This window comes from Fulvivirga sedimenti (assembly GCF_020328055.1).
In genome coordinates this window covers 516,331-531,598 of the sequence record NZ_JAIXNE010000004.1, presented here as the reverse complement: position 1 = coordinate 531,598, position 15,268 = coordinate 516,331, and the positions used below count along the sequence as shown (strand labels likewise).

Here is a 15,268-nt window from a genome sequence, read left to right as displayed (position 1 = left end):
AGAAATGACCTTACACAGCATGGCAGATCAGTGAAAAAAACTTAGATTCGTACAAATGAAATTTAAAATGAAAAGATATTATATATTCCTTCTCTCAGTCCTTATTGTAGCTTGTAAACCTGAAACCGAAGAAGTGGATGCGCCCGCGCCGCCGTTACCGGAAGAAGCGCTTGCTGCCTTGAATCTTCCTGATGGTTTTGAAATACATACCTACGCCAACGTTGAAAACGCGCGTTCGCTTGCGCTGAGTCCGTCGGGAACAGTTTATGTGGGCAACCGTAGTGGAGACAAAGTATATGCAGTTCAGGATACTGACGGAGATTTTGTAGGTGACATTACTTATGTGATAGACAGCGGGCTTGTACTTCCTAACGGTGTCGCATTCAGGGATGGGGATCTGTATGTAGCAGAGGTGAACAGAATTCTGAAATATTCAGACATTGAAAGTAACCTGGCATCCCCTCCGGATCCGGAAGTGATTTATGATGAATTCCCGACTGAAAAGCATCATGGCTGGAAATACATTGCCTTCGACAACGATGGCAAGCTCTACGTTCCGGTAGGAGCACCCTGTAATATCTGTAATCCGGATGATGAGATCTTTGCATCCATCACACGTATGAATCCTGATGGTACAGGCCTTGAAGTCTTTGCGCATGGCGTTCGAAATTCAGTAGGTTTCGACTGGAACCCTGAAACGGGAGATCTCTGGTTCACCGATAATGGCCGCGATAACCTGGGAGACAGTATTCCCCCTTGTGAAATGAACCGGGTTACAGAAGCAGGCCAGCATTTCGGTTATCCGTTCTGTCATGGCGGATATCTTTCCGATCCTGAATTCGGAGAATTAGGAAATTGCGATGACTTTGTCGCTCCACAGGTTCGTTTTGAGGCACATACCGCACCACTGGGTATGAAATTTTACCGCGGAAATATGTTTCCGGCTGATTTCAAGGGTGATATTATCGTTGCGCAACATGGGTCATGGAACCGCTCCAAGAAGATCGGCTACAGACTGATGCGCGTTTCTGTTGAAAATGGTGAAGCTACAGGCCACAGTGTTTTTATTGACGGATGGCTCAACGACGACACGCAGGAATCCTGGGGCAGACCAGTTGATGTTCTTGAAATGCCGGATGGGTCCCTGCTGGTATCCGATGATCAGGCCGGAAAGATTTACCGGATCACTTACAACGGCTAATCGTTTTTCTGCGGAATATAAAGTCCGTCGAATGAAGAACTCCAGGACTTTCCTTTGTCCAGGGAGGTTTCAATCAGTTGACGGACATTCCCATTTTCCAGCAGAGTGAATGTCATCCTGTTGGTGATCTCCACGCCGCTGGCATTGATCATCTGACCGGTAAATTCAAGTACCCCTTCTGATTTTCCGGTCTCGTAATAGTTGGTTATATCGCCGCCACTGCCAACCCAGTGCTGGTGCCACCGTTTTTCCAGCGGATCATAGAAATTGATGCTTTGCCCGGTATAATCCCGCGGAAAAGTAGTATAGTTTTCGTGGATGGCGCACCCGCCGTTGGCGCGGGTAATCTGGTTTTCCCCAACCTTGGCCCCATTCAGGTGAACATCCCAGGATCCGATCCAGAAATCGAACTGACGAGCTTCAGGTTGACTCAGGCACGGATAGGTATTAAGTTCTACTTTTTCAAGTAACTGTTGCCAGTCCGGGTGAGAATGCAGTGTTGTGAACAAAGGGTCCTGGGTGAGCCGGATATAATTCCTCATGCCGGCAGCAGCTCCTTCATTCAGGGCTTTCATGGCTTCCCGATTATTTTGCTGGTGAAGATAATTTTGAGCTATCTGGAAGGCTGTCGCAGAGACTGGAAAATTATGGGCTGCAGCCTTCTTGTAATACATTTCTGCGTTGCTCCATTGCTGAAGTCCGGAATATGCCCGGCCTAATCTGAACATTGCCATAGAATCCCCCGGGTGGTTTTCCAGATAGGACAAATATAATTTTTCTGCCTTTTCAAATTCATTGTTCCGGAGATATTGGTCGGCTTCAGGAGTTTGATTAAATGCTGCTGTAGTTATCAGGCAAAATATCAGAGTCAGTAATGTTTTCATGGCTGTACACGTTTAGCCACAATTAACATAATTAAGTATTGATCAAAGTCTGAAATTATAAAAATATACTATTTACTGAATGCCACATTCGACCTGCTTCGGAATTGCATGGGAGATTCACCTGTCACCTTCTTGAAATGTTTGTAGAATGACGACTTGTTGTTGAAGCCCGCGGCATATCCGATTTCGGTCGTTGACATATGCGAAGCCTCAAGACTTCGCAATAAACGCCGTGCTTCCTGAACCCGGTATCCGTTGATAAGATCGGCAAAGTTCTTACCGCCGCTGTTAATCAATTCCGAAATCTGGTGTATTGAGAATCCGGTCGCTTCACTCAATGACTGTAATCGTAATTCATTATCCAGGTATAGTTTTTCTTCTTCAATGCGCTCAATAAGGATATTGCGCATTTTAAGCTGAAGGTCATCCCGGATATCTTCCTTCTCCTTTCCGAAGAGAACCAGGTATGCACTTCCGTACATGAATATGGCCCCTGTGAGCGATACAAAATAATCCCGAAGTGGGGTAAGAATATTCGTCCATACCAGGATATAATAGGTGAGGTGTGCCAGGGTAAAACCGAGGAAGAGCCATGAGATCCTTCGGCTAATGTTGGTGCTAGCATTCAAAGTTGCGGCTGTTGCATAGGTAAGCAGGAATACACACTGAATTATGGCCTGAAGCTGAAATGTCCAGGAAGGAAATGACAATAACAGCGTAAGGAGATAAAAGGACATGAATAAAGGAAATATCAATAAATGACGCCAAAGGACGATGGTCCTGATTTGCCGGTACATGAGCGGCGCAATGAGATAGGGAAGTCCCATCATAATTCCCATCCAGCGAGGCATGTTCTGGATGTTGCCAGACCAGAATATGACGTAGTAAAAAAGCAGGAAGGAAAAAAATAATATCGAAAGGGAAAAATATCTGAATTTCGGCTTTTGCTTATAGATCAGTCCGGAGAGTAATAATCCTTGTCCTGCAATAACAAGAAATAAAACTGTCCAGAAGTTCCAGCCGGCATCCATATCTTGGTTTACGGAAAATCCTTCAGGAGGATTTGAATTTTTGTCGGCCAGTTAAGAGTTCAAAGAATAGTTTAAAATCTGAAGCAAGACTGAATAGGGGATATCTGAAGGTAGCGGGCTTATTCTTTTCAAAAAAGAAATGTCCAACCCAGGCAAACCCGTAACCGACGACTGGAATTGCCAGCAGCAACCAGCCGTTACCATAATAGATTGCCATAATCAGTAATACAAATACCAGCAACGTGCCTGTAAAGTGAAGGATGCGCGATGTTGTATGCGTATGTTCTGTAAGGTAATAGGGGTAGAACTCCCGGAAAGAATTGAATCGGTCTTCCATGCAGAATTTAGTGATCAAGAAATTGTATTGGGATGGCTACCATGGTCCGATCCCACATGAGACGCATTTCCGCTTTCTCGTTGTTTTGCTCGAACGCAATTGTAAATGGTTCCCATACGACATTCTCAAGGGCTTGAACCGGAACATTGAATCGAAGCACATCGGAGGCTTCATTATAATTATAACTTCCCCATTGCCCCAGTTCACTGTTCAGAATAATGGTCCATTCCTTTTCACCTGGTATGCTGAATAAAGAATAAGTTCCGGCTTTGAGCCTGTTTCCATTGATTTCAATGTCTTCTGTAACAGTAAGCTCTGTTGCCTCGTTCGCTCCGGTTCTCCAGACTTCTCCGTATGGAACCAGCTCCCCAAATACGGCGCGGTCACGTTTATGAGGCTGACTGTAAGTCACTTTAAGATACGTGTCTTCATATTTTACCGTAACGATGGCGGTAGGGCTGGGGCGGGGCGCTACGGCTTCCTGGCCCAATACCTGTAGGGTTAAAAAAGACAGAATGACAACTAAAGGCACGATTCTCATAGAGCTTTCTATTTTTATTTGTGGCTAAATATACGCAACTTTCCACACAAATATTATACCTGAAAATCCACCTGTATTCATGAATAAACCCGACTTCGATGATATCTATATGGAGCTTGCTGTGAATCTCGCCAAGCGGTCTCATTGCATCAAACGTCATGTTGGGGCTGTCCTCACAAAAGACACGCGTATTATTTCAATCGGGTATAACGGACCTCCCGCAGGCACTCATAACTGTGATGATGAATGGCCGGAAGCCGGATGTCCGCGTGACAGTAAGGGTGGGTGTTCACTGGCGATCCATGCAGAACAAAATGCCCTCCTGTACGCGGTGAAAAATAAGACGGAAGTTCAGGGAGCAACCTTGTATGTGACACTGGCGCCGTGCCTGGCGTGTGCAAGAATCATTTTCACGATGGGTGTGACCAAGGTGGTATACCTGAACTCATATGCCGAGTATAAGGGAATTGGCAGTGATGAGGGCGTTGACTTTCTGGAAAAATTCGGTGTGGAAACGATTCGTTATGCTGGCAACCTGGATAATGTTACCCATATGATCTGATCATATGATGTTTACCTCAGGCTGCAGCTCGATACCAAACCGTTCCCGAACTGATGCCTGAATTTCAAATGCCAGCTTTTCAATGTCGGCCCCTTTCCCTGACCCGTAATTTACAAGTACAAGTGCCTGGTTTTTATGGACGCCAATGCCATCACGAACAAGCCCTTTCCAGCCACATTTCTCAATTAACCAGGCCGCAGGAACTTTGACCTGATGATCATCTGTCTTGTATCCGGGCAATTCATTAAATTCTTCCTTCAGCCGGTTGAACATTTCAGCCGAAATGGTGGGGTTTTTGAAGAAACTGCCTGAGTTTCCGATTTCTGCCGGATCGGGCAGTTTACTTTTCCGGATTTCAATAACAGCGTTACTAACATCCCGTATGGTTGGGTTAGTGATGCCCTTTTGATGCAGTGTGTCGCCGATGGCACCGTAGGATATGTTCAGTGTATGCGGAAACTTGCGTAACCTGAATGCCACATCGCATATGATATATTTCCCCTTTGCTTCTTTTTTGAAAATACTTTCGCGATATCCAAAATCGCATTCCTCCTTGAAAAAAGTGCGAATTTCACCTGTGGTTAGATCCACAGCCCGAAGGTGATCAAATACCTGTTCAATTTCCACCCCATATGCCCCGATATTTTGCATGGGCGCCGCACCAACCGTTCCCGGTATCAGGGATAAGTTCTCGATGCCACCAAGGTTATTATCGATCGCGTACATGACAAATTCGTGCCAGTTCTCGCCGGCACCGGCGCGTACAATTACATCTTCATCGCTTTCATGAAGCACCTCCTTTCCTGAGATATCCATTTTCAGAACAAGTCCTTCAATATCTCTCGTAAGCAGTATATTGCTTCCGCCACCAAGGATGAAAAGCGGATCCGGATGTAATTGTTTTATCACATCCTGTACATCTTCGATGGAATTGCATCGCACAAATTCCTGTGCAACCGATGGTAGCCCGAACGTATTGAAGCCCTGAAGCGGGAAGTTTTTCTGGATTTGCATTCAGCCGGTAAATTAAAAAATGAATGAAGGCTAAATTTCGGATAAAAATGGAATACTTAATAAAAAAGGGCTGCTAAAAAAGCAGCCCTTTGGATCATTACCTTAATTCAGGTTTCTCTTTCGCCCCATATCTGAGGTACTGGCGGCTATCGTAGAACCATATTCCTCCTGTAGTTCACGGGCTTTGTCGGCGCCCCCGGCGAGTTCATTGAGTGCCTTCTGCCATTTAATGCCATCAGGCGATCTGCGCCATTCCAGGTCAGAAATATCGCTTTCCCAGACAACCATCATATCCCATTCCCCGGTCATCATATTGACTGCCATCATGGGTGTGCGGGTTCCGGATTGCACGGAGGCCTTCATGAAATAGTCCCGGACTATTTCCATGGCCCTTCCCATTTTACCCGGATGGAATTTCATGTAGGTGATCTGGATTAATTTTGAGTCCGGAAATTTTTCCGGCTGCATGTCCTGTGAAAACAGGGGAGATAAACAAAAGCACATCAGTGCCGCAAGCATTACTAGTTTTCTCATAGTTGTATTAGGTTGATTATTGGTTTGGTAGCCAGAATATAGTAATTTTTGGACACAAAGCATGATTTTTTATTTATAATTGATTGATATCCAGTAAAAAATGAAACGTTATTTAATATTCTTGTTTAGTCTCGTAAGTCTGTCGGTGAACGGACAGGTTTTTAAATCATCAGAGCCACTGGCGCATACCTTTTCCATAGTCGCGCGTGATTCAGAAACCGGCGAAATGGCGGTTGGAGTTCAAAGTCACTGGTTTTCGGTGGGTACGGCGGTCTCCTGGGCTAAAGCAGGGGTTGGAGCTATTGCTACCCAGTCATTTACCAACATCAGTTTCGGTCCGAGGGGTCTCGAATTACTCGAGGAGGGAAAAACGGCGCAGCAAACGCTCGATATTCTGCTGTCAGATGATGACGGGCGGGACTTCCGTCAGGTGGCGATTGTGGATGCCAACGGAAACGTCGCTGTACATACCGGGGTAAAATGTATATCGGAAGCGGGCATGCGTACCGGGGAGGGCTATTCGGTTCAGGCGAATATGATGCTTACAGACGAAGTATGGGATGCCATGGCTGAAGATTTTGAGAAATCGAAGGGAATGCCGCTGGCTGAGCGCGTTGTTTCGGCGCTGAAGGCTGCCCAGAAGGCGGGAGGTGATATCCGCGGAAAGCAATCTGCGGCATTGCTGGTGGTAAGTGGGGATAAAAACGTAAAGCCATGGGAGGATCCTCAGATTGATCTCCGCGTGGATGATGCTGAGGAACCACTTGTAGAACTCGATCGCCTGTTGCGGGTATACAGGGCCTATGAACATATGTCGGCAGGAGATTTGGCCCTTGAAGTAAACGACATGGACAAAGCACTGAGCGAATACGGGGCCGCCCAGAAAATGTTTCCGGATAACCTGGAAATGAAATACTGGACTGCCGTTGCACTTGCCAACAATGGTGATCTGGAGAAGGCACTGCCAATGTTCAGGGAAGTATTCAAAGGAGACAAAAACTGGAAGGAACTCACCAGGCGCCTGCCGGCATCCGGCCTTTTACAGGTAGGGGAAGATCAACTCAAAGCGATTCTGAAACAATAATTGAAGTAACATTATTGCGTCAGCTGATTCGAATATTTACCGACCAAAAGAGCAATAATTATAGTTAGATAAAGCTGTCCGGTTACTGCGGCAAGCATAGCCAGTGATTTGGCATAGGGCTGGACAGGTAAAACATCACCGTATCCAAGGGTTGTTATTGTTACGAAACTGAAATAAATGAATTCATTATTTCGCACTTCACTTATATTGTTGAAGCTGAAGGAAGTGGGATCAAAACGAAACATCAGTCCGACCATGGCGGCAAACAATACCCCCAGAAGAAGATAGCCATTAATGGCCTCGAAGATCACTGATTCCGTGATGCTTTTAGCGCGGGCGATCCTGTTAATTAACAGTCCGACAATCGCCGAGAAGAAGAAAATATTAACAATCTGCATCGTTACAACGAATTCATTGTAATCAAATAGCTGGGAGAGGATTTGAAGGCCCATGCTTATCCAGACGAGGATAAAGAATTTCTTATTCAGGGTGGAAATGGACATCGCCGAGGTAAAATAAATCAGGATGAACATCAGCGCATTTAGTCCGGTAATTAGTTTCACCGGCATAAACCCGGAAACAAATGCCAGAATGAATATTTCAGCCATTAAAAGTATACTCCAGATCTTCTTGGGTGTTGCCATATATTGGTTCGGGTTCAATGAAGATTTATTTTACAAAAATTTATCAAATTTTCACCTCTCAGATAATCATTCGGAAATCAACCGACGGATTTTATCAATCATAACGGGTTCGTCCCACGCCTGTTCACCTTCCTGCTTCAGAAGAATCTGACCGTCCGGGCTGATAAGGTAGGTGGTCGGCAAATAAAGCAGTTCATATGTTTCTATAGCCGAAGGCATCAGAAAGCTGGAAATCCCAAGTTCGCGGTTATTGATGAAGGATTCGACCTTTTTTCCATCCTCGTTGGAAATAAATATGAGCTTTAATCCCTCACCGGCTAAGTTTTTCTCAAGCTCGAGGAGGGCTGGTATTTCACGGATGCATGGTTTACACCAGGTAGCCCAGAAATTGATCAGATAAAATGTGTTTTCGTCACCCGGCAATTGTGCGGACCAGGCATCCAGGGTTTGTAATTCAAGTTTGTCAAGGAAATCAGATCTCAGCCCGGTATTACAAGCGAATACCATAGCGGCCATTATGATGAATGAACTTGTTCTCATTTATAGGATAAATTTAATTACCATTGCGGTAGCCAGCCAAAGGTAGCACCCCCAGGCTAAATATTTCAGCAATGCTTCTGTTTTACCGCGATCGGCCGCCTGGGCGTGGTTACAAACCCGAATTAAACTGCTAATGAGATATCCCGGTCCAAATGCCCAAAATGCCATCCAAAAGAACCCCAATGACGTGAGTGATGCCTCGGCCCAATTATTTAAAAAGGTTTCACGCATAACGGATTATATGTATTTTTAAACAAATAGAAAAAAGGATGCCTAATAATGTCATAACATGTTACTCTTGCTTCGGGTTAAATAGAAAAACTAGCTAAATGAAATCCTGTTTTACCGTAATTATACTAACTGCATTTTTTTTAAGCCTGCAGGCGCAGGATGAAAAGCGATACAGCTCGGGAAAAATATCTTTTGAACTGCAGCAGGTTGAAGGCCTGAGCGGAGTTCCCTGGGGCGTTGTCTGGCTGGAAGATGGCGCTATGCTGGTTACTGAACGTTCCGGTAAACTGTATCGAATCAAGGGAGGCGACCGAAATGAAGTCGAAGGATTACCTGAAGTCTATGTACGCGGACAGGGCGGTCTGATGGACCTGGAATTGCACCCTGATTATGAGAATAATGGTTGGGTTTACATTACATATTCCGGTGAACAGGACGGCGATGGAGGAAATACAGTGCTGATCCGTGTAAAAATCGATGGAAACCGTATTACAGAACTACAGGAATTATTTCGATCCACGCCCAACAGCACAAGGCGGCAGCATTTTGGGGGGCGGATAGAATTTGATGATAAGGGGTATTTATTTTTATCCCTTGGCGAACGAGGTGATTCAAAGAACGCCCAGGATCTTTCGGTAACTTCCGGAAGTATTGTAAGGTTATTTGATGACGGAAAAATCCCGGAGGACAATCCATTCGTGGGTGAAACATCGGCAAGACCGGAAATCTGGTCATGGGGCCACCGGAATCCGCAGGGTTTAGCCTGGCATAAATCACTTGGAGTTATGCTTGAAACTGAACATGGTCCGATGGGTGGGGATGAACTGAATCTTATAAAAAAAGGAGCTAACTACGGCTGGCCGGAGATTACATATGGGAAAAATTATGACGGCACGATTATAACTGAAGAAACGAAAAGGGAAGGCATGGAGCAACCCCTTACGTACTGGGTACCGTCCATAGCACCAAGCTCATTGATTATCGTGGAGAGTGACCGTTATCCGGAGTGGAAGGGGCATGCATTGGTTGGTTCACTCAAATTTGGTTACCTTGAGCGCGTGGTACTCGATGGGCTCAAGGTTGTTTCGAAGGAAAAGATGCTTGAGGGTATTGGCCGGATCAGGGAGGTGAAAGAAGGGCCGGATGGTTATATTTACATACTTGTAGAGGGAAAAGGAATATTCAGAATTATACCAGAAAAATCATGAGAGTTTTTGCAGTTCTTATCTTGTCGGTAGTCCTTCTTTCGTTCACCTGGCAGGACCAGAAAAAGGTGAAAAGCATGGAGCGGGGAAAGGAAATTTACAACCAGCTGTGTATCGCCTGTCATCAGGCCAACGGAGAAGGAATCCCTGGAGCGTTTCCGCCGCTTGCGAAATCGGATTATCTTCTCGAGGACATCACCAGAGGTATTCATGCGGTTAAATTTGGTCTGCAGGGCGAAATCGTGGTAAATGGTAAAACGTATAATTCGATTATGACCTCACAGCAGCTGACGGACCCCGAAGTGGCCGACGTATTGAATTATGTTCTGAATTCCTGGGGCAACAGCCATGATTATATTTCTCCTGAACAGGTAAAGGCCGTGGATCAGTAATCGGTATGATCAGGAGTCTTCCCATTTTTCTTTTTGTATTATTTTCAGCCGCGCTGTACGGGCAGTCGCGCATTCAGATCCTTGACAATCGTACCAATCTTCCAATTGCAGGAGCGACGATTCAATGTGATAATGGCTTTTCATCAATAGCCGATGAAGAAGGATATATGCAAATTGCCAGTGGTGTATGCGTAATTCGTCATGTCGGTTATGAACCTCTTGAAATTTCTGATATTCAATCAGCTTCATCCAGGCTGTATCTGACTCCACGGCTTGAAGTTTTACCCACAGTTGTGATTCAGGGCTACCAGGAACCTGTGTCGTTAAAGGAAGTGGCCGGCGGGTATTCGTTCCTTCCAGGCAAGGAGATATCAACATTTTCCGCTGTAACTCCCGTTACCGCATTGAACAGCCTGGCAGGAGTACGAATGGAACAACGGTCACCGGCAAGCTACCGCATCAATATTCGTGGCAGTACATTGCGGTCACCGTTTGGCGTGAGGAATGTAAAGGTATACTGGAACAATATTCCTTTGACGGAACCGACAGGGAATACGCCGCTCAACATGCTCGCACTTGAGCAGTTGGGAAATGTGCAGATCATTCGCGGGCCTGCCGGCAGCAGTTACGGAGCCGGAATCGGAGGTGTTATTTTAATGGAAAATGAAGCAGGTTCTGAACCGGGGTTAGCGGCAGAGGCAGCCCTCACTGTTGGAAGCTATCAGATGAGAAGGCTTCAGGCCGGGGTGTCATTCGTAAGTAAAGAACACTCCATTCAGCTGCAAGCCTCTAAACTTACTTCCGAAGGTTATCGTGACCATTCCCGCTCTGAAAGAGGAAATATTGTGCTAAGCGGAACGGTACATATATCAGACCGTCAGAAGTTGGGGTACCACCTGCTTGCGGCAGATCTTTTCTATCAATTGCCGGGAGGGCTAACTGAAGAACAGGCTGAAGAAGATCCTACGATGGCACGAACGGCTGCAGTGTCCCAAAACAGTCTGATTGATCAGCAATATTTGCTGGCAGGGGTGGACCATTCAATTTCCTGGGATAAAGGGTCCAATCAAACACAGGTATTCTTTTCAAGCTCTTCAAAACGAAATCCATTCATTACCAATTATGAGTTTGAGAACCTGGGAGGAGGGGGAATCCGAACCCGTTTTAACCAGGATGCCGGACCAGTGCGATTTACGATCGGTGGAGAATGGCAGTGGGGTACAGCAACCGCGGATAATTTTGGCAATGCACAGGGATTTCCCGATACACTGAGATACGCCGATGAGAACCGACAATTTACAGGTTTTGAATATCTTCAGGTTTCTTATGCCCGGGATAACTGGCACTTTAGCCTGGCCGGGAGTATAAACCATCTTTCGTATAATTTTAACCGCCTCAGAGACGCCGGGCTTGACAGCAGCTATACGCTGGAAAGGCCCTTTGATGTCATTTTTTCTCCGCGTGTGTCAGTAGTTCGAAAGTTGGGGGATTTTTCGATCCATGGGTCGTACGGACAAGGTTTTTCACCTCCCGGACTGGATGAGGTCCGTACCAGTGATGCCAGCATCAATACCGATCTGAAATCCGAGATTGCTCACAATTTTGAAATTGGGTTCCGTGGTAATTTCTTTAATGAACGACTGGCAATAGACCTGAATGCTTTTTACATGCGTCAGCGTAATACGATTGTTAGTCAGATCGATGCAAATGGGACCAGTACCTTTACAAATGCCGGTAAAACCGGGCATGCCGGACTTGAAGTTTTGAGTGGCCTGCGCCTGATTGAAAATAATAGCGCGCTGTTAAACTATCTCTATCTTAAAACTGCTGTCACCTGGTACCGGTTTACTTTCCTGGAATATGTTCGTGTGGCCAATGGTGAAAACACCGATTTCAGCGATAATAGTCTTACCGGAACTCCTGATTTGTCATTGAACGTTTGGCTTACAGCCCGGATATTCAGAAATCTCCAGGCAGATTTGAATTATCAGCATGTTTCCGTAATTCCTTTGAATGATGCCAATACGGTGTTTTCTAAAAAAGTCGACCTTCTCCAGCTAAATCTTCAGTGGACAATGAAATTGAATAACAAGTTGTCACTGGCCATTTTTGGCGGGGTTGACAATCTGCTGAACCGATCCTATTCGCTCGGGAATGATCTTAATGCTTTTGGAAGCCGGTACTTTAACCCTGCGGCAGAACGAAACTACTTTGGTGGGATACGAATATTATTTAATCAACCCGGAAGGGTTCGAAGCGAAAATCAATAAGCCCCCACATTTGATTATCATAGAACTGTGTAGGGTACTCTGTTTGAAATGCTTCTTTCAGTCCAAACCGAACAATTTCCACGTTCCCGATGGTTTGGGGGAAAATCGTTCCAACGGCAGGAGGCTCATAATCATACCAATTAATCGTATTGATGGTGAGCATGTAGGATTTTCCGGCGGTTAGATCAACCGGCTCATCAATAAATACTTCCTGGTAAATGTTTTCAAAATACTGTATTTCCCAGAATTGAATGATTTCTTTCGAAAAGGCATCCCACAGGGTGATCTTATAGGTGGCTGTTTTAGGTAATACGCCGGTGATGGATTGAAACTGACCATCGACCCGGGGTATAAATTCATAGCCCATTTCAAATCTGCCCAATTCGTTTTGTACGGTATCACGGATAGCCAGGGGGCGTGCAACCTCAACAATAGGATATTCACCAGTGAGTTCGGGTAATTCTATTCCGTCATTGCATGATGCAAAAAAACCAGCAGCAACCAGGGCTATCACCCCACAAACCCACTTCAAATTCTTCATTCCTTTCTGCTTCTTCCTAAAAATTTAAATGCATCAACCATCATATAGGTTCCTGTGATGCCGGTAACCCCGCCGGTAATAAGCAATACCTGTCCGAGACTGTCATTTTCCCTTCCCAGCATCAATCCTCCTGCAATGGTCACCGTGTATCCAATTGTCGCAATGAGGATGCCTTTCTGAAATTTTGTCCGGGATTTTTCCAGATTCAGGTTGATATTATCCACTTCTGCCTGTAAGTGTATGATCTCTTGTTTGAGCGAGTCCAGTCGATCCTGGGTTTGAGACATTACTGGCCCAGCCACAAATAATAATATGATCGTTGTAAGCACAAGCTGTATTTTCATATCACCAAATTAAATCATTCCGTGATGTTTGAAAATATTTGAGACACTAATTTATTGTTGATTGAATAACCGAAAGACAATTCACCGGGTGCTACTCAAGCCATGACTTAAAATTGGGCACCCGTGAGCGGCTGACGATCAGGTGATCACCCGTTCCGGTTTTTGTAAAGATTTGAAGACGATTACCGTTGATTTGACGGATCTCGCGAATGGCCTGCAATTGTACAATTGCCGACCGGTTCACTCTGAAAAACATATCGGGATCCAGCAGATCCTCCAGTTGTTCCAGCGTATGATCGATCAGGAATTTTTTACCTTCAAGATCTGTAAGATAGCAAAGCTTGTCATCGGCAAAGAAATGGTCAATTTCCGGGGTTTCCCTGAAATACATACGCTGCCCTGCTTTCACCAGGAAACGTTCTTTGAACTTGCGCTTGGATAGGATAGTTTGAATTAGTTCACGGGAAATAAAAGGGGTCTGACTTTTCTGGACATTAAAAAATTTGTCCAGTGCCTTTTTAAGGTCTTCCGTTGAAATAGGCTTCAACAGATAATCAATGCTATTCAGACGAAACGCGTCAATCGCGTACTCATCGTAAGCTGTTGTGAATATTACCGGGTTATTGAACTGAATTTGATTGAATATCTCGAAGCTTTTACCATCGGCAAGCTGGATATCCAACAGGATCAGGTCGATGGATTCGTGATTTTTCTGAAGAAACCGGACGGCTTCCTTAATGGTATCCAGGGGTCCGTGAATTTCAATAGACGGATCATACGTGTTGACCATTTCCTGCAGGCGTTCTGCAGCCAGTTCCTCATCTTCAACGATTAGAATTTTCATCTTCAACGTCCAAAATAGGTATTTTTACAACGAATTTCCCATCAGATTGAACGATTACCGCATTTTCTCCACATAAAAACTCATAGCGCTGTCGAATATTTCTGAGTCCGGTATTGGTTGACTCCTCAGGGACCGGTTTCAACTGAACGTTATTTTCCACTACATAATATTCTCCATTTCGAAACAATCTGATTTGGAGCGGGTCTGCTTTCGAGACAATATTATGTTTGATTGCGTTTTCAATGAGCATCTGCAGCGTTGCCGGAGCGATATAGTTTTGCCCGACGGTGTTCTCAATCTCATTTTGAATTTGCAGATTTTCACCGAAACGAATTTTTAGAAGAAATATATAGGCATCAAGGAACTCCAGTTCGGATTTGAGTGGAACCACCTTGCTGGTTTGGTTATTGAGCAGGTAGCGATATACCTTGCTTAATTGTTGAATAAACTTTGAAGCAGTGTCAGGATCTTTGTGTACCAGTGTATTGAGTACATTGAAACTATTGAATAGAAAATGTGGATTTACCTGATTACGCAAAGCTTCAAAGCGGGCTTCAGCCGTTTCTTTGAGCAAACCTTCTTTTTCAAGCTGGTTGACACGACTCTGATTCATGAAATAAACAATCGCATTAACACAGTGCAGAAACAGGTTAACCCTGAATGCGAAACCAAGTGATAATTTTAATGTAAGAAAGGCATCTTCTGATAGCTGGTGAGTGATCTGAAGTATTCCGGTGACGGCAAACCCAATCATCAAAACCCAAAAAAGGCTGATCAGATAGAACTTAAGTAATGGATGAACACGGATCGACTGAAGTATTGACAGTCGTTTTTCGATGAGCCGGTTTCCTTCCCATATCAGATATACCATGCCGAGGATTATTCCGAAGAATAACAGCGGACTCGGTCGAAACCCGAATAATTTATCCCCTTCCGTAAACAGTATATTCAGGTAGGAATATACAGCCAGTAGCAGGATAAAAAGATATCTGTATGGATTTGTGAACATAATTGAAATTAAAAATAGGGAAAAGCGCGGATTGACCGCGCTTTTCCCATATTTTCATTT

General features: G+C 44.8%; 18 protein-coding genes. 6 read left to right on the top strand and 12 right to left on the bottom strand.

From position 1 onward, the window contains the following. Positions 1-67: 67 nt before the first annotated feature. Complete coding sequence (locus LDX50_RS20340) at positions 68-1,201, top strand: PQQ-dependent sugar dehydrogenase (RefSeq protein ID WP_225698043.1); 1,134 nt, start codon at positions 68-70, stop codon at positions 1,199-1,201. Here the strand turns inward: LDX50_RS20340 and LDX50_RS20335 are convergent. From LDX50_RS20335 to LDX50_RS20320, 4 genes are all read right to left on the bottom strand, one after another. Further along, positions 1,198-2,085: a tetratricopeptide repeat protein gene (locus LDX50_RS20335; RefSeq protein ID WP_225698042.1), complete on the bottom strand. Its 888-nt coding sequence runs from the start codon at positions 2,083-2,085 to the stop codon at positions 1,198-1,200. The genes LDX50_RS20340 and LDX50_RS20335 overlap by 4 nt on opposite strands. 68 nt (positions 2,086-2,153) lie before the next feature. Further along, positions 2,154-3,116: an AraC family transcriptional regulator gene (locus tag LDX50_RS20330; protein ID WP_225698041.1), complete on the bottom strand. Its 963-nt coding sequence runs from the start codon at positions 3,114-3,116 to the stop codon at positions 2,154-2,156. 22 nt (positions 3,117-3,138) lie between these two features. After that, complete coding sequence (locus LDX50_RS20325) at positions 3,139-3,453, bottom strand: Mpo1-like protein (protein ID WP_225698040.1); 315 nt, start codon at positions 3,451-3,453, stop codon at positions 3,139-3,141. 7 nt (positions 3,454-3,460) lie between these two features. Continuing rightward, positions 3,461-3,994: a DUF2911 domain-containing protein gene (locus LDX50_RS20320; RefSeq protein ID WP_225698039.1), complete on the bottom strand. Its 534-nt coding sequence runs from the start codon at positions 3,992-3,994 to the stop codon at positions 3,461-3,463. 79 nt (positions 3,995-4,073) lie between these two features. Between LDX50_RS20320 and LDX50_RS20315 the strand changes: the two genes are divergently transcribed. After that, entirely contained in the window at positions 4,074-4,556 is a 483-nt protein-coding gene (locus LDX50_RS20315; RefSeq protein WP_225698038.1) for a deoxycytidylate deaminase, read from the top strand. Here the strand turns inward: LDX50_RS20315 and murB are convergent, their stop codons facing one another. Together murB and LDX50_RS20305 are read right to left on the bottom strand one after the other, a co-directional pair. Further along, positions 4,557-5,570, bottom strand: a complete 1,014-nt coding sequence (gene murB / locus LDX50_RS20310) for a UDP-N-acetylmuramate dehydrogenase (protein WP_225698037.1) — start codon at positions 5,568-5,570, stop codon at positions 4,557-4,559. 102 nt (positions 5,571-5,672) lie between these two features. Beyond that, positions 5,673-6,104 (bottom strand): hypothetical protein, encoded by a 432-nt coding sequence (locus LDX50_RS20305; protein ID WP_225698036.1) that lies wholly within the window; start codon positions 6,102-6,104, stop codon positions 5,673-5,675. 100 nt (positions 6,105-6,204) lie between these two features. On the opposite strand from LDX50_RS20305, the gene LDX50_RS20300 reads away from it, so the two are divergent. Next, positions 6,205-7,188: a DUF1028 domain-containing protein gene (locus tag LDX50_RS20300; RefSeq protein ID WP_225698035.1), complete on the top strand. Its 984-nt coding sequence runs from the start codon at positions 6,205-6,207 to the stop codon at positions 7,186-7,188. An 11-nt stretch (positions 7,189-7,199) separates the two neighbouring features. Here LDX50_RS20300 and LDX50_RS20295 read toward each other — a convergent pair whose 3' ends face one another. Further along, positions 7,200-7,832 carry a potassium channel family protein gene (locus LDX50_RS20295; protein WP_225698034.1) on the bottom strand — a complete coding sequence of 211 codons (633 nt, stop codon included), beginning with the start codon at positions 7,830-7,832 and terminating at the stop codon, positions 7,200-7,202. 66 nt (positions 7,833-7,898) lie between these two features. Further along, a complete protein-coding gene (locus LDX50_RS20290; RefSeq protein WP_225698033.1) occupies positions 7,899-8,372 on the bottom strand; it encodes a TlpA family protein disulfide reductase in 474 nt (157 codons plus the stop codon). 329 nt (positions 8,373-8,701) lie between these two features. Here LDX50_RS20290 and LDX50_RS20285 point away from each other — a divergent pair, with 329 nt between their 5' ends. From LDX50_RS20285 to LDX50_RS20275, 3 genes are read left to right on the top strand one after another with little or no spacing between them, the layout of a single operon-like run. Then, complete coding sequence (locus tag LDX50_RS20285) at positions 8,702-9,811, top strand: PQQ-dependent sugar dehydrogenase (protein ID WP_225698032.1); 1,110 nt, start codon at positions 8,702-8,704, stop codon at positions 9,809-9,811. Next, complete coding sequence (locus LDX50_RS20280) at positions 9,808-10,200, top strand: c-type cytochrome (protein WP_225698031.1); 393 nt, start codon at positions 9,808-9,810, stop codon at positions 10,198-10,200. The genes LDX50_RS20285 and LDX50_RS20280 overlap by 4 nt, the downstream gene beginning before the upstream one ends. Before the next feature lie 5 nt (positions 10,201-10,205). Continuing rightward, positions 10,206-12,470, top strand: a complete 2,265-nt coding sequence (locus LDX50_RS20275; protein WP_225698030.1) for a TonB-dependent receptor — start codon at positions 10,206-10,208, stop codon at positions 12,468-12,470. Here the strand turns inward: LDX50_RS20275 and LDX50_RS20270 are convergent. The 4 genes from LDX50_RS20270 to LDX50_RS20255 all read right to left on the bottom strand — a co-directional run bounded on the left by LDX50_RS20270 (position 12,433) and on the right by LDX50_RS20255 (position 15,208). Beyond that, positions 12,433-13,011, bottom strand: a complete 579-nt coding sequence (locus LDX50_RS20270) for a DUF4082 domain-containing protein (protein WP_225698029.1) — start codon at positions 13,009-13,011, stop codon at positions 12,433-12,435. The genes LDX50_RS20275 and LDX50_RS20270 overlap by 38 nt on opposite strands. Continuing rightward, positions 13,008-13,355, bottom strand: a complete 348-nt coding sequence (locus LDX50_RS20265; protein WP_225698028.1) for a hypothetical protein — start codon at positions 13,353-13,355, stop codon at positions 13,008-13,010. The genes LDX50_RS20270 and LDX50_RS20265 overlap by 4 nt, the downstream gene beginning before the upstream one ends. Before the next feature lie 91 nt (positions 13,356-13,446). After that, entirely contained in the window at positions 13,447-14,199 is a 753-nt protein-coding gene (locus tag LDX50_RS20260) for a LytR/AlgR family response regulator transcription factor (protein ID WP_225698027.1), read from the bottom strand. Then, positions 14,180-15,208 carry a sensor histidine kinase gene (locus tag LDX50_RS20255; RefSeq protein ID WP_225698026.1) on the bottom strand — a complete coding sequence of 343 codons (1,029 nt, stop codon included), beginning with the start codon at positions 15,206-15,208 and terminating at the stop codon, positions 14,180-14,182. Before LDX50_RS20255 ends, LDX50_RS20260 begins: the two co-directional genes overlap by 20 nt. Positions 15,209-15,268 lie beyond the last annotated feature (60 nt).